Here is a 25,146-nt window from a genome sequence, read left to right on the forward strand (position 1 = left end):
TCCTTTTTACATTTTTGTATACGGCTTAAAGCGTTCCTGCAACTGGCGCAGCTGGTCGATGCGCGCATCGTAACGCGCTTGTTGCTGGCTGCCCAGCTTCACTTGCGAACTGGCGCTGCTCAGTAATGAGATGGCCTGATCGAGACGGCCCGCCAGCGCATACCCTTCCGCACGCGCGGCCAGTTCCTGATCGCGGTTATACAGCGCGGCTTCCGCCTGAGCCAGCAGATCCCAGCCGTTGGCGTCGTCCTTGTTATTAAACGTATAACGGTTGAGGATGGTTGCCGCTTCTTGTGGCTGACCGCCCTGTAGCAGGGCGTTCGCAAGGTTAAGTTGCAAAACCGGGTTGACTCGCAAATCACGCGCCTTTTTCAGTCGGGCAATCGCGTCACTGGTTTTCTTTTGGCCGAGGTCGATGTCGGTGGCCAGATCCAGATACCAGGCGTTATTGGGCTCTGCGGACAGCAGCGGTTGCAGCGCTTTGCGAGCCTCGTCGTATTTACTGGCTTCCATCGCCTGCAACGCACGGCCATACTGTGCGGCGCGCTGCTGGCGGACGTTACCTTTTGCCCATTCGTCCAGCATGTCGCTGGTCAGTTGATTTCGCCCGGAGTTATACATCCCCAGAGTTCGTGCTTTCGCCAGATAGAAATCTTCAGAGGATTGCACAACCACCGGACGCATCTGGTTTGCGCGGTTGCGGGTATCTGAAAGACGGCTTTCCGGCAGGGGGTGGGTCAGCAAAATTTCAGGCGGACGCGAGGAGTAACGCGCCTGGTCGAGCAGTTTTTCCAGGAAGGTCGGCATCGCCTGCGGATCGAATCCAGAACGTTGTAAAACCTGAATGCCGATACGGTCTGCTTCCTGTTCATTCTGCTGCGTGAAGCTAATCATCCCCTGACGCGATCCCGCCAGCGTGCCGGTGAGCGCGGCCATCCCGGCCTGAGGGCTTGCCATCGCCAATAGAATGGAGCCTAACGCGCCAACCCAGGTCAGCGGCGCGCTGCGTTTCTGATCTTCCATGGCGCGCGCCAGGTGGCGCTGGGTGACGTGTGAGATTTCGTGCGCCATAACCGAGGCGAGCTGGCTTTCGTTATCGGAATAGCGAAACAGGGCAGAGTGCAGCACGACGTTACCGCCAAAAAAGGCAAAGGCGTTGATTTCGTCGTTATTAATCAAAAAGAAATGAAAGGGCGTCTTGACCGAATCGGCGTGTGAAACCAGACGCATACCCAACCCATTAATGTACTGAACCAGCAGCGGATCGTTAATCAGCGGCGCGCTGCCACGCAGCTGGCGTACATAATAATCGCCCATCTGCATTTCCTGGCCGATGGAAAGCGTACTTGCAGCCGAGGTTCCCATGTCCGGCAAGCTGTCCGCGGAGTTTGCGAACGCGGGAGCCACCTGACTCAGGGTCAGCGCGGCAATCAGGGTAGCAACCAGGTTCTTCTTAAACTGCCTGAACATAACCTCTGTCCTGTTTTCTTTGAGATAGTCATTTGACCGATGCCGGGTCGTATCGTTCCGTGTCTGCCGACACAGGCAGTGTAACGGCGAAATTTGTCGATGAATACCCTGCACAAATGACTTTTCAGTTTCCAGAATCAGCAATAAAAAGCGAAGTCTTTTTTGTGACATTTCGATACAATTCGGGATCGCAATCCCGCTATTGAGGTTCAGGGAAGGTTTTATGCTCGAAATGTTGATGCAATGGTATCGCCGTCGCTTTAGCGACCCCGAGGCGATTGCCTTGCTGGTTATTCTGGTTGCCGGGTTTGGCATTCTTTTCTTTTTTAGCGGATTACTGGCGCCGCTGCTGGTCGCCATTGTGCTGGCATATCTGCTGGAATGGCCAACGGTGCGCCTCGAAGCCATCGGCTGCTCGCGCCGCTGGGCGACCTCTCTCGTGCTGATCGTATTTGTCGGCATTTTGCTGTTGATGGCCTTTGTGGTGATGCCAGTGGCATGGCAACAGGGGATCTTACTGATTCGCGACATGCCAGGCATGTTGAGCAAACTGTCGGATTTTGCCGCCACGCTGCCGCGTCGTTATCCGGCCTTAATGGACGCGGGTATCATCGATGCGATGGCGGAAAACATGCGCACCCGCATGCTGACGATGGGCGATTCGGTAGTGAAATATTCGCTGGCCTCTTTGGTCGGGCTGCTGACTCTGGCAGTCTATCTGGTACTGGTGCCGCTGATGGTGTTCTTCCTCGTCAAAGACAAAGAGCAGATGCTGAATGCCGTGCGTCGTGTGCTGCCGCGTAATCGCGGGCTGGCGGGTCAGGTCTGGAAGGAGATGAACCAGCAAATCACCAACTATATTCGCGGCAAGGTGCTGGAGATGATGGTGGTGGGCGTGGCGACCTGGCTGGGCTTCCTGCTCTTTGGCCTCAACTACTCGCTGCTGCTGGCCGTACTGGTGGGGTTCTCGGTACTCATTCCTTATATTGGCGCTTTTGTGGTCACCATTCCTGTGGTGGGCGTTGCGCTGTTCCAGTTTGGTCTGGGGACCGAGTTCTGGAGTTGTTTCGCCGTCTATTTGATTATCCAGGCGCTGGACGGCAACCTGCTGGTGCCCGTGCTGTTTTCTGAAGCGGTGAATTTGCATCCGCTGGTGATTATCCTGTCAGTGGTGATCTTTGGCGGCCTGTGGGGATTCTGGGGCGTTTTCTTCGCCATTCCGCTGGCGACGTTAATCAAGGCCGTTGTCCATGCCTGGCCGGATGCGCAGGTCGTTGACGAGTCCTGATGCGTTTATGTAACAGGGAAGGGGGGGAACGGTCTGTAAGTCGATGCGCTCTGGGCGAAAGGTAATAAGGTGGCGCGAGATAAAAAGGCGAGTGTAAAAAGGACGCTTAAACAGACAGCCGATTACCCGGCCTACACACTGTAGGCCGGACAGGGCGTCAGCCGTCATCCGGCAGCGTGAAAGTCAGGCGTTTTCTTTCAGCCAGTTCAGCACCACATCGTGGTGATTACTGGTTTTGAAATCATCGAAAACGTGTTCAATCTTACCGTCAGCGTCAATCAGGAAACTGATGCGATGGATCCCATCATAGGTTTTCCCCATAAAGGATTTCTCGCCCCAGACGCCAAACTGCTCGCAGACCTGATGATCCTCGTCGGACAGCAGGGTAAAGTTGAGCAACTCTTTTTCGGCAAAACGGGAAAGCTTTTCAGGCTTGTCAGTGCTGATGCCCAGCACGTCTACGCCTGCTTTTTTCAGCTCATCCATGTTATCTCGCAGGCCACAGGCCTGAACGGTACAGCCTGGCGTCATGGCTTTCGGATAGAAATAGACCAGCACACGCTGTCCCTGGAAGTCGGTCAAATTTACTTGTTCTCCGTCTTGATCCGGCAAGCTAAATTTCGGTGCGATGTCACCGGCTTTCAGTGGATTCATTACTTAACTCCATCCTGTTCATCATGTTGTGAATAATTAACAACGTTAATACTGCCTTGTGCATTGAGTTCTGTACATAGTGCTTTAAAGGCCTGTTCAATATTTGCGGCATCATCCGACGCCGGACTGTGGGCGGTAATCTGGATGTATAACTGCGCCGCCTTATCATTTTCAGCAGGTTGCGTGCGCGAAACCAGTTCCGCAATGTTCATTCGATGGTTATCAAACAGGGCAGTAAATCGTTCAATTAAATGTGGCGAATCCGGTACATCCACCTGAACCCATACCGTTGCCGGCATTGGCGGACGGGGATGCGCCGTCGTGCGCTTCATCACAATCAATAAATCCAGCTCTGCACCTTTCAACGGCAGGGTCGATTCGATCAGGGTGATGGCATTCCAGGTACCCGACAGCAGCATGATAAACGTAAACTCATCGCCCAGCATGGCCAGGCGACTGTCTTCGATATTACAGCCGCAACTGCTGACATGGCGGGTGATCGTGTTCACAATTCCAGGGCGATCGGCACCCAGCGCAGTAATAACCAGGTAATGTTGCGATGACGGTGTCAAACCTGTTCTTCCTTTGAGAGGTGGGGTAATCATAAGGAAAGCATAAAAAAAACCTGCATACAACAATCAGAAGGGCTCTCGTCGCTTGCTTTTATTGTCGTACCAAACGTAACATTGAGACACTTGTTTGCACAGAGGATGGCCCATGTTCACGGGAAGTATTGTCGCGCTTGTTACACCGATGGATGAAAAAGGTAATGTCTGCCGGTCAAGCCTGAAAAAACTGATTGATTATCATGTCGCCAGCGGCACCTCGGCGATCGTTTCTGTTGGCACTACCGGTGAGTCTGCCACGCTGAGTCATGACGAACATGGCGATGTGGTGATGATGACGCTGGAGTTGGCTGATGGGCGTATCCCGGTGATTGCCGGTACGGGCGCGAACGCGACCGCAGAAGCCATTAGTCTGACGCAGCGTTTCAATGACAGCGGAATTGTCGGCTGCCTGACGGTAACGCCTTACTACAACCGTCCGACTCAGGAAGGTCTGTTCCAGCATTTCAAAGCCATCGCGGAACATACTGACCTGCCACAAATTCTGTATAATGTGCCATCCCGTACCGGTTGCGATATGCTGCCGGAAACCGTTGGCCGTCTGGCGGAATTAAAAAATATTGTCGCAATTAAAGAGGCGACAGGGAACTTAAGTCGGGTTCACCAGATCAAAGAGCTGGTTTCAGATGATTTTCTGCTGCTCAGCGGCGATGACGCGACCGCGATGGACTTTATGCAGTTAGGCGGTCATGGCGTGATCTCCGTGACGTCTAACGTTGCGGCGCGTGATATGGCGGAAATGTGCAAACTGGCGGCGGAAGGGCGTTTTGCCGAGGCGCGTACCATTAACCAGCGTCTGATGCCGTTACATAACAAACTGTTTGTCGAACCCAACCCTATCCCGGTGAAATGGGCATGTAAGGCGTTGGGCCTTGTGGCGACCGATACGCTGCGTTTGCCGATGACACCGATCACGGACAATGGTCGTGAAATTGTCAAAGCGGCGCTCAAGCATGCCGGTTTGCTGTAAAGTTTAGGGAGATTTGATGGCTTACTCAGTACAAAAGTCGCGCCTGGCCAGGGTTGCGGGTGTTTCGCTTGTTTTGCTGCTCGCGGCCTGTAGTTCTGACTCGCGCTACAAGCGCCAGGTGAGTGGTGATGAATCCTATCTGGAAGCCGCGCCGCTTGCTGAACTTCATGCGCCTGCCGGTATGATTCTGCCGGTGACCACGAGCGACTACAACATTCCGGTCACCAACGGCAGCGGTGCCGTAGGGAAAGCGCTGGATATCCGTCCGCCGGCACAGCCGCTGGCGCTGGTTTCCGGTGCCCGGACCCAGTTCGCGGGCGATACCGCCACGCTGCTGGTGGAGAACGGGCGTGGAAATACGCTGTGGCCGCAGGTGGTCAGCGTGATTCAGTCTAAAAACTACACGATTGAAAAACGTGATGATGCCACCCAGACGCTGACAACCGGTTGGGTTGACTGGAACCGTCTGGACGAAGATGAGCAGTACCGTGGCCGTTATCAAATCTCGGTTAAACCGCAGGGCTATCAGCAGGCGGTGATGGTGAAACTGGTCAACCTTGAGCAGGCCGGTAAGCCTGTGGCGGATGCCGCTTCACTGCAGCGTTATAGCACTGAGATGATGAACGTGATTTCTGCGGGCCTCGATAAGACCGCGACTGACGCCGCGAATGCTGCGCAGAACCGTTCTGCCGCTACGATGGATGTGCAGAGCGCCGCTGATGATACCGGTTTACCGATGCTGGTGGTGCGTGGCCCATTCAACGTCGTCTGGCAGCGTCTCCCGGCAGCACTGGAGAAAGTCGGCATGAAAGTGACCGACAGCACCCGTTCGCAGGGGAGCCTGGCCGTCACCTACAAACCGCTGTCCGATAGCGGCTGGCAGGAGCTGGGCGCTCGCGATCCAGGGCTCTCTTCCGGTGATTACAAACTGCAGGTCGGTGATTTAGACAACCGCAGCAGCTTGCAGTTTATCGATCCGAAGGGGCATACCCTGACGCAGAGCCAGAACGACGCGCTGGTTGCTATCTTCCAGGCAGCGTTTAGCAAGTAAAAAAACAGGGCTGGAGAAATCCGGCCCTTTTTATTTCCGTGCTACGCAAACGTGTGCGTGGCATAATATTCCCCGTTTTGAATACAAATGATCACACCCAGGAGTAATGAAGATGCAAAAGCAAGCTGAGTTGTATCGTGGTAAAGCGAAGACCGTATACAGCACGGAAAACCCGGACCTGTTGGTGCTCGAATTCCGCAATGATACGTCAGCAGGGGATGGCGCGCGCATTGAGCAGTTTGATCGTAAAGGCATGGTGAATAACAAGTTCAACTATTTCATCATGACCAAACTGGCTGAAGCGGGTATCCCGACGCAGATGGAGCGACTGCTCTCCGATACCGAATGTCTGGTGAAAAAGCTGGATATGGTGCCGGTCGAGTGCGTGGTGCGTAACCGTGCGGCAGGCTCTCTGGTTAAACGTCTGGGTATTGAAGAGGGCATCGAACTGAATCCGCCGTTATTCGACCTGTTCCTGAAAAACGATGCAATGCATGACCCAATGGTCAACGATTCCTACTGCGAAACCTTTGGTTGGGTGAGCAAAGAGAATCTGGCGCGAATGAAAGAGCTGACCTATAAAGCGAACGATGTGCTGAAAAAAATGTTCGATGACGCAGGACTGATCCTCGTCGACTTCAAACTGGAGTTCGGTCTGTACAAAGGCGAAGTGGTGCTCGGCGATGAATTCTCTCCGGACGGTAGCCGTCTGTGGGACAAAGAGACCCTCGAGAAAATGGACAAAGATCGTTTCCGTCAGAGCCTGGGTGGCCTGATTGAAGCCTATGAAACGGTAGCGCGTCGTCTGGGTGTGAATCTCGACTAACTCACCTTTCGGGTCGGGGACGCTCTCCGGCCCGCTCTTCGCACTTCAATCGCGCTTTCCTGTGGTAATCTTCCGCTGAACCGCCTACGATCATCATCATAACGAATATATTGTTGAGGTGAGTATGCGCTGGCAAGGGCGTCGTGAAAGTGACAATGTGGAAGACAGGCGCAGCAGCTCGGGCGGTGGCCCCTCTCTGGGCGGGCCAGGATTTCGTCTGCCGAGCGGCAAAGGCGGGATTATTCTGCTCATCGTTGTGCTGGTTGCCGGGTATTATGGCGTCGATTTAACCGGACTGATGACAGGACAACCGGTCTCTCAGCAACAGTCCCAACGTTCTATCAGCCCGAATGAAGACGAAGCGGCAAAATTTACCTCGGTGATTCTGGCAACGACAGAAGACTCCTGGGGACAGCAGTTTGAAAAAATGGGTCGCACCTATCAACCGCCGAAACTCGTCATGTACCGCGGGGCAACGCGTACCGGCTGCGGTACCGGACAATCCATCATGGGGCCGTTTTATTGCCCGGCGGATGGCACGGTCTATATCGATCTCTCCTTCTACGATGACATGAAAGACAAACTGGGCGCGGACGGTGATTTCGCTCAGGGCTATGTGATTGCTCACGAAGTCGGTCACCACGTCCAGAAACTGCTGGGCATCGAACCGAAAGTGCGTCAGATGCAGCAGAACGCCTCGCAGGCGGAAATCAACCAACTCTCTGTGCGTATGGAACTGCAGGCGGACTGCTTTGCCGGTGTCTGGGGCAACAGCATGCAGCAGCAGGGCGTACTGGAGTCTGGCGATCTGGAAGAGGCGCTGAATGCCGCCGAAGCGATTGGCGACGATCGCCTCCAGCAGCAAAGTCAGGGACGCGTCGTTCCGGACAGCTTCACCCACGGGACGTCAGAGCAGCGCTATCACTGGTTTAAGCGCGGTTTCGATAGCGGCAATCCGGCGCAATGTAATACCTTTGGTAAAGGTTTTTAACTTCTGAGGCAGGGATGTCTGGTTATACCGCGCTGAATGCGTTAACCGCGCAAATGACCCGGGAGGGGATTCGCCGCCTGCTGGTGCTGAGTGGCGAGGCGTCCTGGTGTCATGAACAAGTCCAGCACCTGCGTGACGCGTTGCCCGGTGACTGGCTATGGGTTTCCCCTGATGCGGCCGCCGAACCCTGCTGCACGCCGCTGGCGCTACAAACGTTACTGGGACGTGAATTCCACCATGCCGTTTTCGACGCTCTGGCCGGGTTTGATGCGGCGGCCTTTGCTGCCTTAAGCGGAACGCTGCGTGCGGGCAGTTGGCTGGTGTTGCTCACGCCGCCACTGGCACGCTGGCATCTCTGTCCTGATAATGATTCGCTGCGCTGGAGCGACTGCGCACAACCTATTGCGACCCCCCATTTTATCCACCGCATCCGTCGCCTGATCGTGGCGGATGAGCAGACGCTGTGCTGGCAGCAGTCGCAGCCGTTTTGCGTACCGCATTTTCCTGAACGTCCTCACTGGCAGTCCGCAACCGGTGCGCCGCTGCCGGAACAGGCAGCCATTCTGACGCAACTGCTACAGATGTCCGAAGGGATCGCCACGGTGACCGCCGCGCGCGGGCGAGGGAAATCGGCGCTGGCCGGTCAGTTGATTTCGCGTATTGCGGGCAACGCCATTGTGACGGCGCCGGCGAAAGCGGCAACGGACGTGCTGGCGCAATTTGCCGGTGACCGCTTCCGCTTTATGGCGCCAGATGCGCTGCTGAGCGCGGAGGCTGATGCCGACTGGCTGGTGGTGGATGAGGCGGCGGCGATCCCTGCGCCGCTCCTTCAGCGTGTTGTTTCCCGTTTCCCGCGCACCTTACTGACAACGACCGTACAGGGCTACGAAGGCACCGGACGCGGCTTTTTGTTGAAATTTTGCGCCCGCTTCCCGGAACTACAACGTTATGAACTTCAGCAACCCGTCCGCTGGGCGCAGGGATGTCCGCTGGAGAAATGGGTCAGCGATGCGCTGGTTTTTGATGATGACCATTTTGCGACCACTCCGCAGGGCAGCATTGTGATTACGCCTTTTGAACAAGATGCCTGGCAGACGCAACCGGAAATGCCTCTGGCGGTCTATCGGCTGCTTTCCGGGGCGCACTATCGTACCTCTCCGCTGGATCTCCGCCGGATGATGGATGCGCCGGGGCAGCATTTTTTCCGCGCCACCTGTGACAGGGAAATTGTCGGGGCGCTCTGGCTGGTTGAGGAAGGCGGCCTTGCTGCCGAACTCAGTCAGGCGGTCTGGGCGGGATTTCGGCGACCGCGGGGGAACCTCGTCGCGCAGTCGCTGGCGGCACACGGCGGCGATCCGCTGGCGGCTACCCTGACCGGTCGTCGAATCAGTCGTATTGCCGTCCATCCGGGACGCCAGCGTGAGGGCATTGGACAACAGCTGATCGCGCAGGCCCATGCGGCACACTGTGACTATCTTTCCGTGAGCTTTGGCTATACGCCTGAGCTGTGGCGCTTCTGGCAGCGCTGTGGCTTTATCCTGGTGCGCGTAGGCAACCACAAGGAGGCCAGTAGTGGCTGCTATACCGCAATGGCGCTCTTACCGCTAAACGCGGCAGGCAGACGCCTTGCCGAATATGAGCACCACCGTTTGCATCGCGATGCGGATATTCTTGCGTGGTGGAATGGGGAGGCGATCCCGGTTGAGTCGCTGAAAGCGACTACGCTTAATGAAGATGACTGGCAGACGCTGGCGGGGTTTGCTTTCGCGCACCGTCCATTGCTGACCTCTCTCGGCGGTCTGAGCCGCCTGCTGGCGACCAGCGCGTTGCCGCTACCGGCGCTGCGGGGCAGCCTGCAAGCACGCCTCAGCGATGCAGCGCTCTGCCAGACATTGCGCCTTTCAGGGCGCAAAGCACTGTTGAAGCGTCAGCGGGAAGAGGCGGCGCAGGCATTAGCCGGGCTGGATCCCGCGCGGACTGAGCATGACCGTAATCGGATTCTGCAATGGCAATTTTTTCACTAACTCCTTCAATTTTCTGGCATGGTCATTGCGATTGAGCAGCGTAGAATTAACGACATCAGTTAAGGAGATCGCCATGAAACATGACCATTTTGTTGTTCAAAGTCCGGCCCAACCTGCTCAACAGCTGTTGCTGCTGTTTCATGGCGTGGGCGATAACCCCGTCGCGATGGGTGAGATAGGGTCGTGGTTTGCCCCTCTCTTCCCGGACGCGCTGGTGGTCAGTATCGGCGGCGTTGAGCCGAGCGGTCCGGCATCCGGGCGGCAGTGGTTTTCCGTGCAAGGGGTGACGGAAGAGAATCGCCAGGCGCGGATTGACGCTATCATGCCGGTGTTTATCGAAACCGTACGTTACTGGCAAAAACAGAGTGGCGTAGGGGCGAATGCCACGGCGCTGATTGGTTTCTCTCAGGGCGCGATTATGGCGCTGGAGAGCATCAAAGCCGAGCCTGGTCTGGCCTCGCGGGTGATTGCGTTTAACGGACGCTATGCCAGCCTGCCGGAAAGCGCATCGACTGCCACTACGATCCACTTGATCCACGGTGGTGAAGATCGGGTCATTGAGCTTTCGCATGCAGTAGCCGCCCAGGACGCGCTGTTAAGTGCGGGCGGGGATGTCACGCTGGATATTGTGGAAGACCTCGGTCACGCGATTGACGACCGTAGCATGCAGTTTGCTCTCGATCATTTGCGCTACACCGTGCCGAAGCACTACTTTGACGAAGCGCTCAGCGGCGGTACGCCGAACGATGATGACGTGATTGAGATGATCTAAAAAATAAAGCCGGAATGGGGAACCCTTCCGGCCTTTGTTTATTTCTTCGGTTGGTCTTTCTTCGGCCAATCGTCGTCGTCGTCCCACTTATCGTTGAAATCACGATGCGGGGGAAGTTCCGGTTTATTCGCGAGGAATTTTTTGTGGTCGACGCCTTTGAGATCCTTGATCACATTCAGCAGTACACCTACCAAAAACACCAGCACCAGAATCCACCAATATTTTGCCAGCCAGTCCATGCGCGTTACCTCTTGCAGGAACCTCGTCAGGCGACGAGTTGTTCCATTATACGTTGATACATACGGGCAAGCAGTTGCAGGTCGGCGGCGTTCACGCATTCATTGATTTTATGAATCGTGGCATTCACCGGACCGAGCTCCACGACCTGCGCCCCCATACGAGCGATAAACCGTCCATCAGACGTACCGCCCGTGGTCAGTAACTGCGGTTTAATTTCATTATAGTGCTCGATGGCGTTCACGACCGCATCCACCAGCTTTCCGCGATCGGTCAGGAACGGCTGGCCAGAGAGCCACCAGTCAACGGTATAGCGCAACTGATGCTTTTCGAGCAGCGCGTGCACTCGCGCTTTGATCATCTCGTCGGTCAGTTCGGTACTGAAACGGAAGTTGAACTGCACAAACAGTTCACCGGGGATGACGTTATTGCTACCGGTACCCGCCTGAACATTGGCAATCTGCATGCTGGTGGCCGGGAAAAATTCATTGCCCTGATCCCACTCAATATTCACCAGTTCATTGAGCATGGGCGCGGCGCGGTGTACCGGGTTATCCGCCAAGTGTGGATAGGCGACGTGACCCTGCACGCCGTGGATGGTCAGGTTGCAGGTGAGCGATCCGCGACGACCGTTTTTCACCACGTCACCCACGACTTCGGTACTTGAGGGTTCGCCAACCAGACAGTAATCCAGGCGCTCATGACGCGCCATCAGCGCCTCGACAACCTTGACGGTACCGTTTTTCGCGCTGGCCTCTTCATCGGAGGTGATCAGAAACGCCAGCCGCCCTTTGTGGTTCGGGTGCTGAGCGACAAAGCGCTCTGCCGCCACCACCATGGCCGCCAGCGAACCTTTCATATCCGCCGCGCCGCGGCCAAACAACATCCCGTCGCGAATGGTCGGCTCGAAAGGTGGGTTGATCCAGCGGTCGGCATCGCCCGCCGGCACGACGTCGGTGTGACCGGCAAACGCCAGCGTCTCCCCCTGTCCGCGCCATGCCCAAAAATTCTGTGTATCCGCAAAATCCATGCGCTCAACGGTAAAACCGATCGCGCGCAGGCGTTCAATCATCAACGCCTGACATCCCGCATCATCCGGGCTCAGGGAAGGGCGGCGAATAAGCTGTTGTGTCAGCTCAATAACCGGGCACGACATAGACTACACCTCGTCAAAAAACTGCTGATAACTGGATTCACTAAAACCCAGCAGCATAGGCTTCCCGGGCGCGCAGAGCAATGGGCGTTTGATGATCGCCGGCATTTCAGTCATTAATGCGGCGGCAGACGCGGCATCGGTGATATGACTGCGTGTGGTTTCATCCAGTTTTCGCCACGTCGTCCCACGGGTGTTGAGAAGCGATTCCCACCCTAATTCATTGATAAATGAAGTGAGAAGTGTGTTGTCCAGCCCATCGACACGGTAATCGTGAAAACGGTAGTCAATGCCACGCGCTTCCAGCCAGCGGCGGGCCTTTTTAATGGTGTCGCAATTTTTAATACCGTAGAGGGTAATCATGTGCATCCTTATTAACGTAAACTGATTATATAATCATCAATATCGTTACGTCCGATAATACATCTTGTCATTTAATCGTGATCGGTAAATATAACATTGTTGAAGTAATGTGAATAATAATTCCTGAATTTGTTGGAATTTTCGTCTTAATCAAAATTCGGAATTTCTCCCTTGCAGCCATCTGTTTTTTAATCGAAATTGAAGAAGTACCAGATAAGGTATGATTGTTTCGAATTATTGCTGTATGTCACATAAAATTTATGGGTACCGCGCCATAGTGATGACATCACCCCACACCCCGGAGGATGTCATCACAGCAATTGGTTAATTTGTCTTCACCAGGAGATAATGTTTTTGTAGAATACGCATAATAAAAAGCAGAGGTTGTTATGATTGAACGCGAACTGGGGAACTGGAAAGATTTTATCGAAGTTATGCTTCGCAAATAAATTTCTGGAAGGATGACCAAATAACAGAACACACCGTGTGAGATTCATCACACAGAAAGGGCGACCCGTTGGCAGGTCGCCTTTTTTTGTCTCTTATTCCGGACGCGGCTTCAGTGGGAAGCGGCGACGGACCAGCACGAAAAACAGCGGCACAAAGTAGATTGCCAGTACTGTTGCCGAGATCATCCCACCCATGACGCCCGTCCCGACGGCGTGTTGACCGCCGGAACCCGCCCCGCTGCTGATGGCCATCGGCAACACGCCGAAGATAAACGCCAGCGAGGTCATCAGGATCGGACGTAAGCGCTGCCGACACGCATGCAGCGTCGCATCCAGCAGATCGTGTCCTTTCTCGTTCATCTCATTGGCAAATTCAACGATCAAAATGGCGTTCTTCGCCGAAAGCCCAATGACCGTCAACAGCCCGACCTGGAAATAGACATCGTTTTCCAGACCCCGCATCCAGGTCGCAAGCAGCGCGCCGATGACCCCCAACGGCACCACCAGCATCACCGAGAACGGTACTGACCAGCTTTCATACAGCGCGGCCAGACACAGGAATACCACCAACAGTGAAATGGCATACAAGGCCGGAGCCTGCGCTCCGGAGAGTCGCTCCTGGTACGACATGGCGGTCCATTCCAGACCAAATCCGGTCGGCAACTGACGCACCAGCGACTCCATCACATCCATCGCTGTCCCGGTACTTACCCCAGGTGCGGCTTCACCGACAATTTCGACGGCAGAATAGCCGTTGTAGCGCTCCAGACGTGGAGAGCCGGTCTCCCAGCGAGAGGTGGCGAAGGCGGAGAAAGGCACCATGCCGCCGCTGTTATTGCGCACGTACCACAGGTTGATGTCGTCTGGCAGCATGCGGTATTTCGCTGCCGCCTGGACGTAGACCTTTTTCACGCGGCCACGGTCCATAAAGTCGTTGACGTAGCTCGATCCCCAGGCGGTCTGCAACGTATCGTTGATGTCGTCAATGGATACACCCAGCGCCTGCGCTTTGCGTTGGTCGACATCAATTTGCAGCTGAGGACTGTCGTCCAGACCGTTGTGGCGCACACGGGTCAGGGCGCTATCCTGCGACGCCAGGCGAAGCAGTTGGTCACGCGCGGCCATTAAGGCATCATGACCGGCGCCGGCGTGATCCTGCAGTTCCATATCAAAACCTGCGGAACTGCCGAGACCGCTGATGGCAGGCGGGCTGCTGGCGAATACGCGCGCCTCTTTGATATTGTTAAACGCCTTCGTCGCACGTTCGATAATGGCAAACGAGGTGCCAGTCGTCGGGTCGCGTTCGCTCCAGTCTTTCAGGCGTACAAACATACGCGCCACGTTCTGACCGTTGCCCCCTGGGCCGGAACCGACCGTCGCAAAGACGGACTGGACGGTATCCTTTTCGTGGGTGAAATAATATTTCTCGACTTCCTGTACCACTTTTAAGGTTTGTTGCTGCGTGGAGCCGCTTGGCAACTGAACTGAGGTGATAAACATACCGCGATCTTCCAGCGGCAGGAACGAGGTCGGCAGACGCAGGAACAGAACCACCATCGCGCCAAGCAGCAGCACATAAATCAGGATCCAGCGCAGGCTGCGATGCAGAATTTTGGCCACGCCTTTTTCGTAGCGTTCGGCGTTACGGTTGAAGGTGCGGTTAAACCAGCCGAAGAAACCGGTTTGCCCGTGATGCTCGCCTTTGTGCAGCGGTTTAAGCAGGGTGGCGCACAGGGCAGGGGTGAGGATCATCGCCACCAGAACGGAAAGCACCATCGCCGCCACAATGGTAATAGAGAACTGACGGTAGATTGCCCCGGTAGTCCCGCCAAAGAAGGCCATCGGTACGAAGACGGCTGACAGCACCATCGCGATACCAACCAGCGCGCCCTGAATTTGTCCCATCGATTTTCGTGTCGCCTCGCGCGGCGTGAGGCCTTCCTCACTCATAATACGCTCGACGTTTTCCACGACCACGATGGCGTCATCCACCAGCAGGCCGATCGCCAGTACCATCGCAAACATGGTCAGGGTATTGATGCTGTAGCCGAAGGCATAGAGCACCGAAAACGTCCCCATCAGCACCACCGGTACGGCAATGGTGGGGATCAGCGTGGCGCGGAAATTTTGCAGGAACAGGTACATCACGAGGAACACCAGCGCGATGGCTTCCAGCAGTGTTTTCACCACGTCTTCAATAGAAGCTTTAACGAAGGAGGTGGTTTCATAGGCCACCTTGTATTCCAGACCGTGCGGGAAATACTGCGCCAGCTCATCCAGACGCTTAATCACCTGAGTCGCGGTGGCCATTTCGTTGGCCCCCGATGCCAGTTTTACTCCAAGCCCGGAGGCCGCATTACCATTAAAACGGCTGAGATAGTCATACTTCTCCGCCCCCATTTCGACGGTGGCGACATCGCCTAAGGTCACTTCTGATCCATCCTGATTGACGCGCAGCGTAATGGCGCGAAACTGTTCCGGCGTTTGCAGTAGCGACTGGGCATTAATGGTGGCGTTCAGCGCCTGGGTATCAATGGAAGGGGTTCCGCCAAGCTGTCCGACGGCGATCTGCGCGTTCTGCGACTCAATGGCGTCGGTGACATCTTTCGCGGTCATCTGGAAGCTGTTGAGCTTTGCCGGATCCAGCCAGATGCGCATGGAATATTGCGAGCCGTAGGCATCGATATCGCCGACGCCGCTCACCCGGCTGAGCGGATCCTGAATATTACTGGCGACGTAGTCCGCGATATCCTGCTTATCCATCGACCCGTCGGTGGAGACAAAAGCAATCGTCAGGATGTTGGTATCCCCGGTCTTACGAACCGTGACGCCCTGGTTCTGTACCGCCTGCGGCAGTTTACGCATCGCCGACTGTAACTGGTTCTGGACCTGTTGTACTGCTTCATCCGGATCGGTGCCTGCCACGAAGCTCAGCGTGACCGACGCTTGTCCGGTGCCGCTGCTTTGCGATGACATGTACATCAGATTATCGAGGCCGGTCATGTTCTGCTCAATGACCTGGGTGACGGTGTTTTCCAGCGTTTGGGCGGAGGCGCCGGGATAGTTTGCTGTGATGCGCACGTTTGGCGGCGCCAGATCCGGATATTGCTCCACCGGCAAAGAGAAAATAGCCAGGGTACCTGTCAGGCACAACAGGATAGCCAGCACCCAGGCAAATATGGGGCGATCGATAAAGAAATTCGCCATCAGAAAGAGGACCTCATTATTCTACATATCTTTATAGGTATGACTTGCTTCACTGTAGCGGGAAGCTACGAGTCAAACGTGGAGAAAAAAAGGAGATAATGTAAATTATCATGCCTGATTACAGCGTTTGTCAGCTTCCCGCACGCTCACGTCCGGTTTTGTGCGATTTTATGTCAGATGACTCGCATCCTCTTCTGATTCTGTCGAGCGAAAGCTAATGCTCACTAACGTCCCGCCGCCGGAAGGTTGCGAGAAACTTAACGTGCCGCCAAGACGTTCCGCGCGCTCGCGCATAATGTTCAGGCCATAATGCCCCGCCGGTTCGTTAGGCTCGCCAATGCCCACGCCGTTATCGCGAATATACACCGTGTGATTGCCATCCGGCGCCGTCACACAGCTGACGGCAATCTCACTGGCACTGGCGTGCTTCATCGCGTTGAGCACCGCTTCCCGGATAATCTGTAACAAATGGACCTGCATCTGCGCATCGAGCGCCAGCGTCGGCAACCGGCAGTCCAGAGTGAGTTTAGCGGCAGTTTGACCTTGTAGTGCTTCGAGCATTTCATGCAGCGCGGAGGGTAAATCGGCCTGCTGCAACGTCAGACGGAAGGTGGTCAGCAGTTCACGCAACTGACGATAGGCATCGTTCAGCGCCCGCGAGAAGTCATCCATAATGGCCTGCGCCGGGGCGTTATCCTCCGGAATGGCGCGTTTGAGCAGCGTCAACTGAATGCGCAGATACGAGAGCACCTGCGCCAGAGAGTCATGCAGTTCGCGGGCAATGGTGGCGCGCTCTTCCATCAGCAACAGTTGCTGGAAGTGTTTCTGCGCATGGTTGAAGTACAGGCCGCGCCCCAGCATGGTCGATACGCTGTTTAACAGCGGGATCGCGCTGGCGACATGCTGACTTTGCCAGTGCAGCTCGCCATAGACCGTCTCCTGCATGGTCACCGGCAGGATTTGCATCGGCAGGTCGGCCTGTTTTTCACCCTCACTGATACGCCAGTTTTCCCCGACGGTAAGCTCAAGAAATTGTGCCGCTTCGTTATCACGGACAATCTGCAAAATATGGCGGAAGCAGTGCACATCAATCTGACTGGTATTCAGCGCCTGAGAACACTGGTACAGCACTTCCAGACGCCGTTTGGCTTCATGGAGATCGTGGGTCTTTTCTTCGACCTTCGCTTCCAGCGAGCGGTACAGCTTATGCAACTCGCTCGACATCTGATTAAAGGTCTTCGCCAGTAGCCCCAGCTCGTTGGGAAGGTGCGTATCCAGCGGCGGCGAGTCAAACTGACCGTGTTCAATACGCTGACTGGCCATCACCAGTTGATTCAGTGGGCGCACAACCTGATGACGAATACGGCGCAGGGTGAAAAAGACGAGGGTAAAAATCCCGATACCGCCCGCCAGCGAGATCCCCACCACCAGCATCACTTTGCGTTCGGCATAGTGCTGCAAGGCCAGCACGAAGAGATCGATCTTATCGACGTAGGCATTAATGTTGTTCTGATACCACTGCAGATCACCATCAATCAGGCGGGGATTCATCTCCAGCCAGTTGGCGTGCAGTTGCGCGTAGCGACCTTTCACCGCCTGAGGCACATACCAGGCATTCAGATTGCTTAGCGCCGGTGAGTTGAGGGCCTGCTGAAAGAGCTGGCGATGGGCGTTTAATTGCGGGCTGTGGCTTTGCAGATCGTACCCCAGACGATAGCTCTGCATACGTAATGAACCCGCCACGTTAATGGCTTCGGCATCCCGCAGGCTGCTGGCCAGCGTCAGTAACGCAACGCCGGTCGAGAGAATCGAGAGCAGGACAATGTAAAAAAAAGCCCGGGCCAGACTGGCCGAGACGGGGCGTTTGACGATCACACGCGTAATTTCCTTTAAAAGTGCTTACGGTAAAAATCTCTCGCAGATCTGAAACGTAATTTCACTCTGGCTGAAATAAATTGATCTGCCACAGGTTCTGTAGAAATAGTTGTGCTTCCTGGGCAAATGAACATTGCCGACGTGTGGTCAGTCGGTTAATAACAACACTTATATAAAGAATAAGGTTTTTACAACCAAAAAAGAAGGTCGCCATGAACCGTTTTATTATGGCCAACAGCCAACAGTGCCTGGGATGCCATGCCTGTGAAGTTGCTTGCGTTTTGGCCCACAATGAAGAGCAACATGTCCTTAGCCAACGTCACTACCAGCCCCGGATCACTGTTATCAAGCATCAGCATCAGCGAAGTGCAGTGACCTGTCACCATTGCGAAGATGCTCCCTGCGCCCGCAGTTGTCCGAATGGAGCGATAAGCCACGTTAACGACAGCGTGCAGGTCAATCAGCAAAAGTGTATCGGCTGTAAATCCTGCGTGGTGGCCTGTCCGTTCGGCACCATGCAAATCGTCCTGACGCCCGTCGCCAAAGGTCAGGTCAAAGCGACGGCGCATAAATGTGACCTCTGCCAGGGGCGGGAAAATGGACCGGCCTGTGTGGAGAATTGTCCTGCGGACGCGCTGCAACTGGTGACGGAAGGGTCGTTAACCCGGCTGGCGAAAGCGCGACGTTTACGTACAGCCCGGCAGGAGAATCAGCCGTGGCATGCGGATGCGACGGCGACCGCTTTCTCCACCATGAGCAAAATTGAGCAAATGCGCGCGACGCCTGCGCGTGGTGAACCGGATAAACTGGCTATCGATGCGCGAAAAGTCAGCTTTGACGAAATCTATCTGCCGTTTCGCACGGCTCAGGCGGAGCAGGAAGCCTCTCGCTGCCTGAAGTGCGGTGAGCACAGCATTTGTGAATGGACCTGCCCGCTGCATAACCACATCCCTCAGTGGATTGAACTGGTAAAAGCCGGAAACATTGATGCGGCGGTGGAATTGTCTCACCAGACGAACTGTTTGCCGGAAATCACCGGGCGCGTTTGTCCACAAGACCGACTGTGCGAAGGCGCCTGTACGGTGCGCGACGAGCATGGCGCGGTGACGATCGGCAACATTGAACGTTACATTTCCGACCGCGCGCTGGGTAAAGGCTGGCGGCCGGATCTGAGCCATGTCCAGAAGGTCGATAAGCGCGTGGCGATTATTGGTGCCGGTCCGGCAGGGCTTGCCTGCGCCGACGTGCTGGCGCGTCGCGGCGTCAGCGCCACGGTTTTTGATCGTCATCCCGAAATAGGCGGACTGCTGACCTTTGGCATCCCGGCCTTCAAACTGGATAAATCACTGCTGGCGCGCCGTCGGGAAATTTTCAGCGCGATGGGGATCCATTTTGAACTGAACTGCGAAGTGGGCAGGGATGTGAAAATGGAGGCGCTGCTGGAGGATTACGACGCCGTATTTGTCGGCGTGGGAACCTATCGTTCGATGAAGGCCGACCTGCCCAACGAAGATGCACCGGGCGTCTACGACGCGCTGCCATTCCTGATCGCGAATACCAAACAGGTGATGGGACTGGACGAATGTCCTGAAGAGCCGTACATCGACACCGCCGGACTCAACGTGGTGGTGTTGGGCGGTGGTGACACGGCGATGGACTGTGTCCGTACCGCGCTGCGTCATGGCGCAAGCCAGGTCACCTGCGCCTATCGCCGTGACGAAGCCAACATGCCGGGTTCAAAAAAAGAGGTGAAAAACGCGCGTGAGGAAGGGGCTAACTTCGAGTTCAACGTGCAGCCGGTCGATCTGGAACTGAGCGCGGACGGGCGCGTTTGTGGCATTCGTTTGCTGCGTACGCAGTTGGGTGAGCCGGATGCCCAGGGACGCCGCCGTCCGGTGCCGATTGCCGGCAGTGAGTTTGTGATGCCGGCAGATGCCGTGATCATGGCGTTTGGTTTCCATCCGCACGGGATGCCGTGGCTGGAGAGCCATGGAGTGCAAGTGGACAACTGGGGTCGCATCGCGGCAAACGTGGAGAGTGCATACCGTTACCAGACCACTAACCCGAAAATCTTTGCTGGCGGCGATGCCGTTCGCGGCGCCGATCTGGTGGTCACCGCGATGGCGGAAGGACGCCATGCGGCGCAGGGGATCGTCGACTGGCTGGGGCTGTAAACGTTTGACTATGCCGTAGGCCGGATAAGGCGTCGCCGACATCCGGCCTATCCGCGCCTGATGGCGCGGCGCTTATCAGGTCTACAATTCACCTCTGTCCGGCACAAATCAGCCTTATCTTACACAGACAAAACCGGCTTCACGGCGTAGTATAATTTCTCTTCTTACGCTGTGGAGCCGATATGTCGCAAAAAATCACCCTCGTTAAAGACAAAGTCCTTTCTGATAACTATTTCATCCTGCGCAATATTACCTACGATCTGACCCGCTCGAATGGCGACGTCATCCGCCACAAACGTGAAGTGTACGATCGCGGCAATGGGGCAACGATCCTGTTGTACAACGCAGAGAAAAAGACCGTCGTGTTGATTCGTCAGTTTCGCGTAGCGACGTGGGTGAACGGTAACGAAAGCGGGCAGTTGATTGAAACCTGCGCCGGATTACTGGACAACGACGAGCCGGAAGCCTGCATTCGCAAAGAGGCCATTGAAGAGACGGGCTATGAAGTGGGCGAGGTGCGTAAGCTCTTTGAGCTGTACATGTCTCCCGGCGGGGTGACGGAGCTGATTCACTTTTTTATCGCCGAATACAGCGAAAGCCAGCGTGCTAATGCTGGCGGTGGCGTCGAAGATGAAGACATTACTGTACTGGAATTGCCGTTTACCCAGGCGCTGGAAATGATTAAAACCGGTGAGATACGAGACGGTAAGACCGTGTTATTGCTCAACTATTTGCAATCTTCCCATTTAATGGATTGATAAATAAGGTTTATATTTCTTTACGAATTATTGAATCTATCCGACAAATCCGATTGAGCATGGTTAACAGCGCAACGAAGATACGACCTGTGTTGTTCGTTTGACTTCTGGGGTTATTACCGTCCATGCGCTATCGCGTTATTTTCCTTTTCTTGCTCGGCCTGATTCCGGCCCGCTTGCTGTGGGCCGCGCCCGCGCAACAGGCCTTTTCTGACTGGCAGGTAACCTGTAATAACCAGAATTTTTGCGTCGCGCGTAACACCGGTGAACATGGCGGACTGGTGATGACCCTGAGCCGCAGCGCCGGGGCGCATACCGATGCCGTCCTGCGTCTCGATCTTGGCGGATTGACCGCGCCCGCCAACGAAGCGGATATCGCGCCACGCCTGTTGCTGGATGGCAAACCGTTGGCGCTGAGCCCAGAGCACTGGCGAATGACGCCGTGGCACCTGATGACGGACGACACGGCGACCATTGCGGAATTTCTGCTGACAATTCAGGACGGGAAGACGATCACCCTGCAAAAAGGCAACCAAACCATTTCGCTGGCCGGGCTGAAAGCGGCGCTGTTGTTCATCGACGCGCAGCAAAAGCGGGTGGGCAGCGAAACGGCGTGGATTGAAAAAGGGGACGATCCCCCACTCAGCGTACCACCGGCACCGGCGCTGAAAGGCGTAGCCGTCGTTAACCCCACGCCCACACCGCTCTCCCTCGACGAACGCAATGACCTTCTTGATTACGGCAACTGGCGAATGAACGGCATTACGTGTTCACTCGATCCTTCACGCCGCGAGGTGCGGGTAACCGCCCTTACCGATGACAAAGCCCTGTTGATGATTGCCTGCGAAGCCGGAGCGTACAACACGATCGATCTGGCGTGGATTGTGTCGCGGAAAAAACCGCTGGCCTCGCACGCCGTACGCTTGCGTTTACCGTTTAACAGCGGTGCGGAAAGTAACAACATGGAGTTGATGAACGCCGTGTTTGATGAGAAGTCGCGCGAACTGGTTACCCTGGCAAAAGGGCGGGGATTAACGGACTGCGGCATCCAGACTCGCTGGCGTTTTGACGGCCAGCGTTTTCGTCTGGTGCGTTATGCCGAAGAGCCGAGCTGTGATGGCTGGCATGGGCCAGATGCCTGGCCCACGCTATGGATCACGCGTTAATTTTCTGTCGGATGGCGACTGCGTCTTATCCGACCTATGAAAAGCTATCTGTAGGCCGGATAAGACGCGTTGCATACATCAGGCGTTCAAAACCTTGTGTGCTTTCTCCACAATGTTCTCAACCGTAAAGCCGAAGTAAGGGAACAGCTTCTCTGCTGGCGCGGATTCACCGTAGCCGGTCATCCCGACAATCGCCCCTTTTAAGCCCACATATTTGTACCAGTAATCGGCAATACCGGCTTCGACTGCGACGCGCGCGCTGACGTTCGACGGCAGCACCGACTCGCGGTATGCCTCGTCCTGGGCATCGAAAATATCCGTTGAAGGTAGCGACACCACGCGGACGTTACGCCCTTCGCCGGTCAGTTTCTCCGCTGCCAGTAGGGTAATCTCCATTTCTGACCCGGTGGCAATCAGAATGATATCCGGTTTGCCACCGCTGTCTTTCAGCACGTAGCCACCGCGGGCGATCTCTTTCACCTGCTCTGGCGTGCGTTCAACCTGCGCCAGGTTCTGTCGTGACAGGATCAGTGCCGTGGGGCCATCATGGCGCTCGACCGCCAGCTTCCAGCCCACCGCGGCTTCAACCTGATCGCACGGACGCCAGGTGCTGAAATTGGGCGTCAGGCGCAGGCTGGCCAGCTGCTCCACGGCCTGGTGGGTCGGACCATCTTCCCCCAGACCGATAGAGTCATGGGTATACACCATGATTTGCCGCGCTTTCATCAGTGCCGCCATGCGCGCTGCGTTGCGCGCATATTCAACGAACATCAGGAAGGTGGCGGTATAGGGTACGAATCCACCGTGATGAGCGATACCATTGGCAATGGCGGTCATACCGAATTCACGCACGCCATAGTGAATATAATTGCCCGCCAGATCCTCTTTCAGTGAGGTGGAGCCTTTCCAGATAGTCAGGTTGCTCGGCGCAAGATCTGCCGAACCGCCTAACAGCTCCGGCAGAAGGGGACCGTAGACGTTGAGGGCATTTTGCGATGCCTTGCGGGTGGCGATTTTGGCGGGATTCGCCTGCAGTTCGTTGATGTATTTCTGTGTGGTCTTTTCCCACGCCTCTGGCAGACCGCCGGTCATGCGGCGCGTGAACTCCGCGGCCAGTTTCGGGTGCGCTTTCTGGTAAGCGGCGAATTTTTCATTCCAGCGTTGCTGCGCTTTCTCGCCTTTTTCGCGGGCGTCCCAGGCGCGATAAATCTCTTTCGGGATCTCAAATGCCGGGTGGTGCCAGCCGAGTTTCTGCCGCGTCAGCGCCACTTCTTCTTCGCCCAGCGCCGCGCCATGGGATTCCTCTTTCCCCGCTTTATTCGGTGAGCCAAAGCCGATCACCGTGCGGCAGATAATCAGCGACGGTTTGTCCTTCACGCTCTGCGCTTCCTGAATTGCTCTCTTCACCGCTTCCGGGTCGTGGCCATCGATTTCGTGGACGACATGCCAGTGATAGGCTTCAAAGCGTTTGGCGGTATCATCGGTAAACCAGCCGTCGGTTTCACCATCAATGGAGATACCGTTGTGATCGTAAAAACCGATCAGCTTGCCCAGCCCCAGCGTTCCCGCCAGCGAACAGACCTCATGCGAAATGCCTTCCATCAGGCAGCCGTCGCCCATAAACACATACGTGAAGTGATCGACAATCTCGTGGTCCGGCTGGTTGAACTGTGCCGCCAGCGTGCGTTCGGCAATGGCTAAACCAACGGCGTTTGCCAGCCCCTGGCCCAGCGGCCCGGTGGTGGTTTCCACGCCTGGCGTATAGCCGATTTCCGGGTGTCCCGGCGTTTTGGAATGCAGCTGGCGGAAGTTTTTCAGCTCTTCAATCGGCAGGTCGTAACCTGTCAGGTGGAGCAGGCTGTAAAGCAGCATCGAGGCATGACCGTTAGAGAGAATAAAACGGTCGCGATCGTACCAGCTCGGATCGGTCGGGTTGTGGCGAAGGAAATCGTTCCACAGGACTTCGGCGATATCCGCCATTCCCATCGGCGCGCCGGGGTGGCCGGAGTTGGCTTTCTGAACAGCGTCCATACTGAGCGCACGAATGGCATTGGCAAGGTCTTTACGGGACATAGAACACTCCGTGGCAAGATTTAGAGTTTGGCAGCAAGCAGGTCTTCCAGTTTGCGTTGGTCAACAGCGAACAGACGGATACCGTCAGAGAGTTTCTCTACCGCCATCGCATCCTGGTTATGCTCCCAGCGGAATTCAGCTTCGCTCATGGGCGCGGGACGATGGAAGGTTTGCGAAGACGGCACCAGCTTGCGCACGACCGGTTCTTCTTTTTCCTGTAATTCTTTCAGGAGATTGGGGGCAATCGTCAGGCGATCGCAGCCGGCCAGCGCGAGGATCTGCTCAGTGCGGCGGAAGCTGGCGCCCATGACGATGGTGTCATAGCGATGCTGTTTGAAGTAATCGTAGATATTGCGTACCGACTTCACGCCGGGATCTTGCTCGACAACGTATGGGTCCATCGGGCTGCGCGCCTGATACCAGTCATAGATGCGTCCGACAAACGGGGAGATCAAAAAGACGCCCGCTTCGGCGCAGGCGCGGGCCTGAGCAAAGGAAAACAGCAGCGTCAGGTTACAGTTAATTCCCTCTTTCTCTAACGCTTCTGCTGCGCGAATACCTTCCCATGTGGAGGCCAGCTTAATCAGTATGCGGGATTTATCGATCCCCTGCTGCTGGTACAAATCCACCAGGTGGCGGGCCTTGTCGATACTTTTTTGTTGATCGAAGGAGAGTCGGGCATCCACTTCGGTCGACACGCGTCCCGGAATGCTTTTAAGAATTTCCGCACCAAAATTGACCGCCAGTTTGTCGCAGGCTTCGGCAACCTGCTGTTCCTGGGTTTTCCCCTGCTGCTTCCCCCACTGGATCGCATCGTCAATCAGATGCGCGTAGTGCGCCAGGCCAGCGGCCTTCAGCAGCAGGGAAGGGTTGGTGGTGGCATCCTGGGGTTGGTAATGACGAATAGACTCAATATCGCCGCTGTCGGCCACGACAGTGGTGAATTGTTTGATGCCGTCTAACTGGTTCATAGGAAATACTCCTTGAAAAGTAACGTGTTAGGTGAGTGCTTAAAATCA

21 protein-coding genes are annotated in these 25,146 nt (G+C 55.6%); 11 read left to right on the forward strand and 10 right to left on the reverse strand.

Features of this window, described 5'->3' with window-relative positions; translation table 11 throughout:
• Positions 1–6: 6 nt before the first annotated feature.
• The gene (bepA, locus tag WM46_RS00825) at positions 7–1,470 is read right to left on the reverse strand and encodes a beta-barrel assembly-enhancing protease (protein WP_061074944.1); all 1,464 of its coding nucleotides are present in this window, start codon (positions 1,468–1,470) and stop codon (positions 7–9) included.
• A 223-nt stretch (positions 1,471–1,693) separates the two neighbouring features.
• Between bepA and WM46_RS00835 the strand changes: the two genes are divergently transcribed.
• The gene (locus WM46_RS00835; RefSeq protein WP_102601182.1) at positions 1,694–2,758 is read left to right on the forward strand and encodes an AI-2E family transporter; all 1,065 of its coding nucleotides are present in this window, start codon (positions 1,694–1,696) and stop codon (positions 2,756–2,758) included.
• A gap of 183 nt (positions 2,759–2,941) precedes the next feature.
• Here WM46_RS00835 and bcp read toward each other — a convergent pair whose 3' ends face one another.
• Complete coding sequence (bcp, locus tag WM46_RS00840; RefSeq protein WP_042999859.1) at positions 2,942–3,412, reverse strand: thioredoxin-dependent thiol peroxidase; 471 nt, start codon at positions 3,410–3,412, stop codon at positions 2,942–2,944.
• On the reverse strand, positions 3,412–3,984 hold the full coding sequence (locus WM46_RS00845; RefSeq protein WP_042999860.1) for a glycine cleavage system transcriptional repressor: 573 nt from the start codon (positions 3,982–3,984) through the stop codon (positions 3,412–3,414). The genes bcp and WM46_RS00845 overlap by 1 nt, the downstream gene beginning before the upstream one ends.
• Positions 3,985–4,129: 145 nt before the next feature.
• Here WM46_RS00845 and dapA point away from each other — a divergent pair, with 145 nt between their 5' ends.
• The 6 genes from dapA to ypfH all read left to right on the forward strand — a co-directional run bounded on the left by dapA (position 4,130) and on the right by ypfH (position 10,672).
• Positions 4,130–5,008, forward strand: a complete 879-nt coding sequence (dapA, locus tag WM46_RS00850; RefSeq protein ID WP_042999861.1) for a 4-hydroxy-tetrahydrodipicolinate synthase — start codon at positions 4,130–4,132, stop codon at positions 5,006–5,008.
• A 16-nt stretch (positions 5,009–5,024) separates the two neighbouring features.
• Positions 5,025–6,059: an outer membrane protein assembly factor BamC gene (gene bamC / locus WM46_RS00855; RefSeq protein ID WP_102601183.1), complete on the forward strand. Its 1,035-nt coding sequence runs from the start codon at positions 5,025–5,027 to the stop codon at positions 6,057–6,059.
• A 112-nt stretch (positions 6,060–6,171) separates the two neighbouring features.
• Positions 6,172–6,885, forward strand: a complete 714-nt coding sequence (gene purC, locus WM46_RS00860; RefSeq protein WP_042999863.1) for a phosphoribosylaminoimidazolesuccinocarboxamide synthase — start codon at positions 6,172–6,174, stop codon at positions 6,883–6,885.
• Positions 6,886–7,009: 124 nt separating this feature from the next.
• The gene (locus WM46_RS00865; RefSeq protein WP_102601184.1) at positions 7,010–7,876 is read left to right on the forward strand and encodes a neutral zinc metallopeptidase; all 867 of its coding nucleotides are present in this window, start codon (positions 7,010–7,012) and stop codon (positions 7,874–7,876) included.
• A 14-nt stretch (positions 7,877–7,890) separates the two neighbouring features.
• Complete coding sequence (locus WM46_RS00870; protein ID WP_102601185.1) at positions 7,891–9,900, forward strand: tRNA(Met) cytidine acetyltransferase TmcA; 2,010 nt, start codon at positions 7,891–7,893, stop codon at positions 9,898–9,900.
• A 73-nt stretch (positions 9,901–9,973) separates the two neighbouring features.
• Positions 9,974–10,672, forward strand: coding sequence for an esterase (ypfH, locus tag WM46_RS00875; protein ID WP_102601186.1), 699 nt, complete (start codon positions 9,974–9,976; stop codon positions 10,670–10,672).
• 38 nt (positions 10,673–10,710) lie between these two features.
• Here the strand turns inward: ypfH and WM46_RS00880 are convergent, their stop codons facing one another.
• Genes WM46_RS00880 through WM46_RS00890 form a run of 3 tightly spaced genes read right to left on the reverse strand, consistent with a single transcriptional unit; the run spans position 10,711 to position 12,425 of the window.
• Complete coding sequence (locus WM46_RS00880; RefSeq protein WP_102601187.1) at positions 10,711–10,911, reverse strand: YpfN family protein; 201 nt, start codon at positions 10,909–10,911, stop codon at positions 10,711–10,713.
• Between the two features lie 26 nt (positions 10,912–10,937).
• Positions 10,938–12,065 (reverse strand): succinyl-diaminopimelate desuccinylase, encoded by a 1,128-nt coding sequence (gene dapE, locus WM46_RS00885; RefSeq protein ID WP_061074939.1) that lies wholly within the window; start codon positions 12,063–12,065, stop codon positions 10,938–10,940.
• Positions 12,066–12,068: 3 nt separating this feature from the next.
• A complete protein-coding gene (locus WM46_RS00890; protein ID WP_061074938.1) occupies positions 12,069–12,425 on the reverse strand; it encodes an ArsC family reductase in 357 nt (118 codons plus the stop codon).
• Between the two features lie 389 nt (positions 12,426–12,814).
• On the opposite strand from WM46_RS00890, the gene ypfM reads away from it, so the two are divergent.
• Complete coding sequence (ypfM, locus tag WM46_RS00895; RefSeq protein ID WP_001386977.1) at positions 12,815–12,874, forward strand: protein YpfM; 60 nt, start codon at positions 12,815–12,817, stop codon at positions 12,872–12,874.
• A 93-nt stretch (positions 12,875–12,967) separates the two neighbouring features.
• Here ypfM and acrD read toward each other — a convergent pair whose 3' ends face one another.
• Complete coding sequence (acrD, locus tag WM46_RS00900; RefSeq protein WP_061074937.1) at positions 12,968–16,081, reverse strand: multidrug efflux RND transporter permease AcrD; 3,114 nt, start codon at positions 16,079–16,081, stop codon at positions 12,968–12,970.
• A gap of 168 nt (positions 16,082–16,249) precedes the next feature.
• Positions 16,250–17,956 (reverse strand): nitrate/nitrite two-component system sensor histidine kinase NarQ, encoded by a 1,707-nt coding sequence (narQ, locus tag WM46_RS00905; RefSeq protein ID WP_061074936.1) that lies wholly within the window; start codon positions 17,954–17,956, stop codon positions 16,250–16,252.
• Positions 17,957–18,168: 212 nt separating this feature from the next.
• Here narQ and aegA point away from each other — a divergent pair, with 212 nt between their 5' ends.
• The 3 genes from aegA (at position 18,169) to WM46_RS00925 (ending at position 22,054) form a co-directional block, all read left to right on the forward strand.
• Positions 18,169–20,130 (forward strand): formate-dependent uric acid utilization protein AegA, encoded by a 1,962-nt coding sequence (gene aegA, locus WM46_RS00915; RefSeq protein ID WP_102601188.1) that lies wholly within the window; start codon positions 18,169–18,171, stop codon positions 20,128–20,130.
• Between the two features lie 182 nt (positions 20,131–20,312).
• Positions 20,313–20,888 carry a GDP-mannose pyrophosphatase NudK gene (nudK, locus tag WM46_RS00920; protein ID WP_061074934.1) on the forward strand — a complete coding sequence of 192 codons (576 nt, stop codon included), beginning with the start codon at positions 20,313–20,315 and terminating at the stop codon, positions 20,886–20,888.
• 125 nt (positions 20,889–21,013) lie between these two features.
• The gene (locus WM46_RS00925; protein WP_061074933.1) at positions 21,014–22,054 is read left to right on the forward strand and encodes a DUF1176 domain-containing protein; all 1,041 of its coding nucleotides are present in this window, start codon (positions 21,014–21,016) and stop codon (positions 22,052–22,054) included.
• A 78-nt stretch (positions 22,055–22,132) separates the two neighbouring features.
• Here WM46_RS00925 and tkt read toward each other — a convergent pair whose 3' ends face one another.
• The gene (gene tkt / locus WM46_RS00930; RefSeq protein WP_102601189.1) at positions 22,133–24,127 is read right to left on the reverse strand and encodes a transketolase; all 1,995 of its coding nucleotides are present in this window, start codon (positions 24,125–24,127) and stop codon (positions 22,133–22,135) included.
• 20 nt (positions 24,128–24,147) lie between these two features.
• Complete coding sequence (gene tal / locus WM46_RS00935) at positions 24,148–25,098, reverse strand: transaldolase (protein WP_061074931.1); 951 nt, start codon at positions 25,096–25,098, stop codon at positions 24,148–24,150.
• Between the last annotated feature and the right edge of the window lie 48 nt (positions 25,099–25,146).

The organism is Citrobacter freundii complex sp. CFNIH2, assembly GCF_002880615.1.
Classification (GTDB): Bacteria; Pseudomonadota; Gammaproteobacteria; order Enterobacterales; family Enterobacteriaceae; genus Citrobacter_A; species Citrobacter_A amalonaticus_F.

Excerpts from the sequence above, each read along its gene's own strand:
- bepA (WP_061074944.1), bottom strand. The coding sequence starts at position 1,470 with ATGTTCAGGCAGTTTAAGAAGAACCTGGTTGCTACCCTGATTGCCGCG.
- WM46_RS00835 (WP_102601182.1), top strand. The coding sequence starts at position 1,694 with ATGCTCGAAATGTTGATGCAATGGTATCGCCGTCGCTTTAGCGACCCC.
- bcp (WP_042999859.1), bottom strand. The coding sequence starts at position 3,412 with ATGAATCCACTGAAAGCCGGTGACATCGCACCGAAATTTAGCTTGCCG.
- dapA (WP_042999861.1), top strand. The coding sequence starts at position 4,130 with ATGTTCACGGGAAGTATTGTCGCGCTTGTTACACCGATGGATGAAAAA.
- bamC (WP_102601183.1), top strand. The coding sequence starts at position 5,025 with ATGGCTTACTCAGTACAAAAGTCGCGCCTGGCCAGGGTTGCGGGTGTT.
- purC (WP_042999863.1), top strand. The coding sequence starts at position 6,172 with ATGCAAAAGCAAGCTGAGTTGTATCGTGGTAAAGCGAAGACCGTATAC.
- WM46_RS00865 (WP_102601184.1), top strand. The coding sequence starts at position 7,010 with ATGCGCTGGCAAGGGCGTCGTGAAAGTGACAATGTGGAAGACAGGCGC.
- WM46_RS00870 (WP_102601185.1), top strand. The coding sequence starts at position 7,891 with ATGTCTGGTTATACCGCGCTGAATGCGTTAACCGCGCAAATGACCCGG.
- ypfH (WP_102601186.1), top strand. The coding sequence starts at position 9,974 with ATGAAACATGACCATTTTGTTGTTCAAAGTCCGGCCCAACCTGCTCAA.
- WM46_RS00880 (WP_102601187.1), bottom strand. The coding sequence starts at position 10,911 with ATGGACTGGCTGGCAAAATATTGGTGGATTCTGGTGCTGGTGTTTTTG.
- dapE (WP_061074939.1), bottom strand. The coding sequence starts at position 12,065 with ATGTCGTGCCCGGTTATTGAGCTGACACAACAGCTTATTCGCCGCCCT.
- WM46_RS00890 (WP_061074938.1), bottom strand. The coding sequence starts at position 12,425 with ATGATTACCCTCTACGGTATTAAAAATTGCGACACCATTAAAAAGGCC.
- acrD (WP_061074937.1), bottom strand. The coding sequence starts at position 16,081 with ATGGCGAATTTCTTTATCGATCGCCCCATATTTGCCTGGGTGCTGGCT.
- aegA (WP_102601188.1), top strand. The coding sequence starts at position 18,169 with ATGAACCGTTTTATTATGGCCAACAGCCAACAGTGCCTGGGATGCCAT.
- nudK (WP_061074934.1), top strand. The coding sequence starts at position 20,313 with ATGTCGCAAAAAATCACCCTCGTTAAAGACAAAGTCCTTTCTGATAAC.
- WM46_RS00925 (WP_061074933.1), top strand. The coding sequence starts at position 21,014 with ATGCGCTATCGCGTTATTTTCCTTTTCTTGCTCGGCCTGATTCCGGCC.
- tkt (WP_102601189.1), bottom strand. The coding sequence starts at position 24,127 with ATGTCCCGTAAAGACCTTGCCAATGCCATTCGTGCGCTCAGTATGGAC.
- tal (WP_061074931.1), bottom strand. The coding sequence starts at position 25,098 with ATGAACCAGTTAGACGGCATCAAACAATTCACCACTGTCGTGGCCGAC.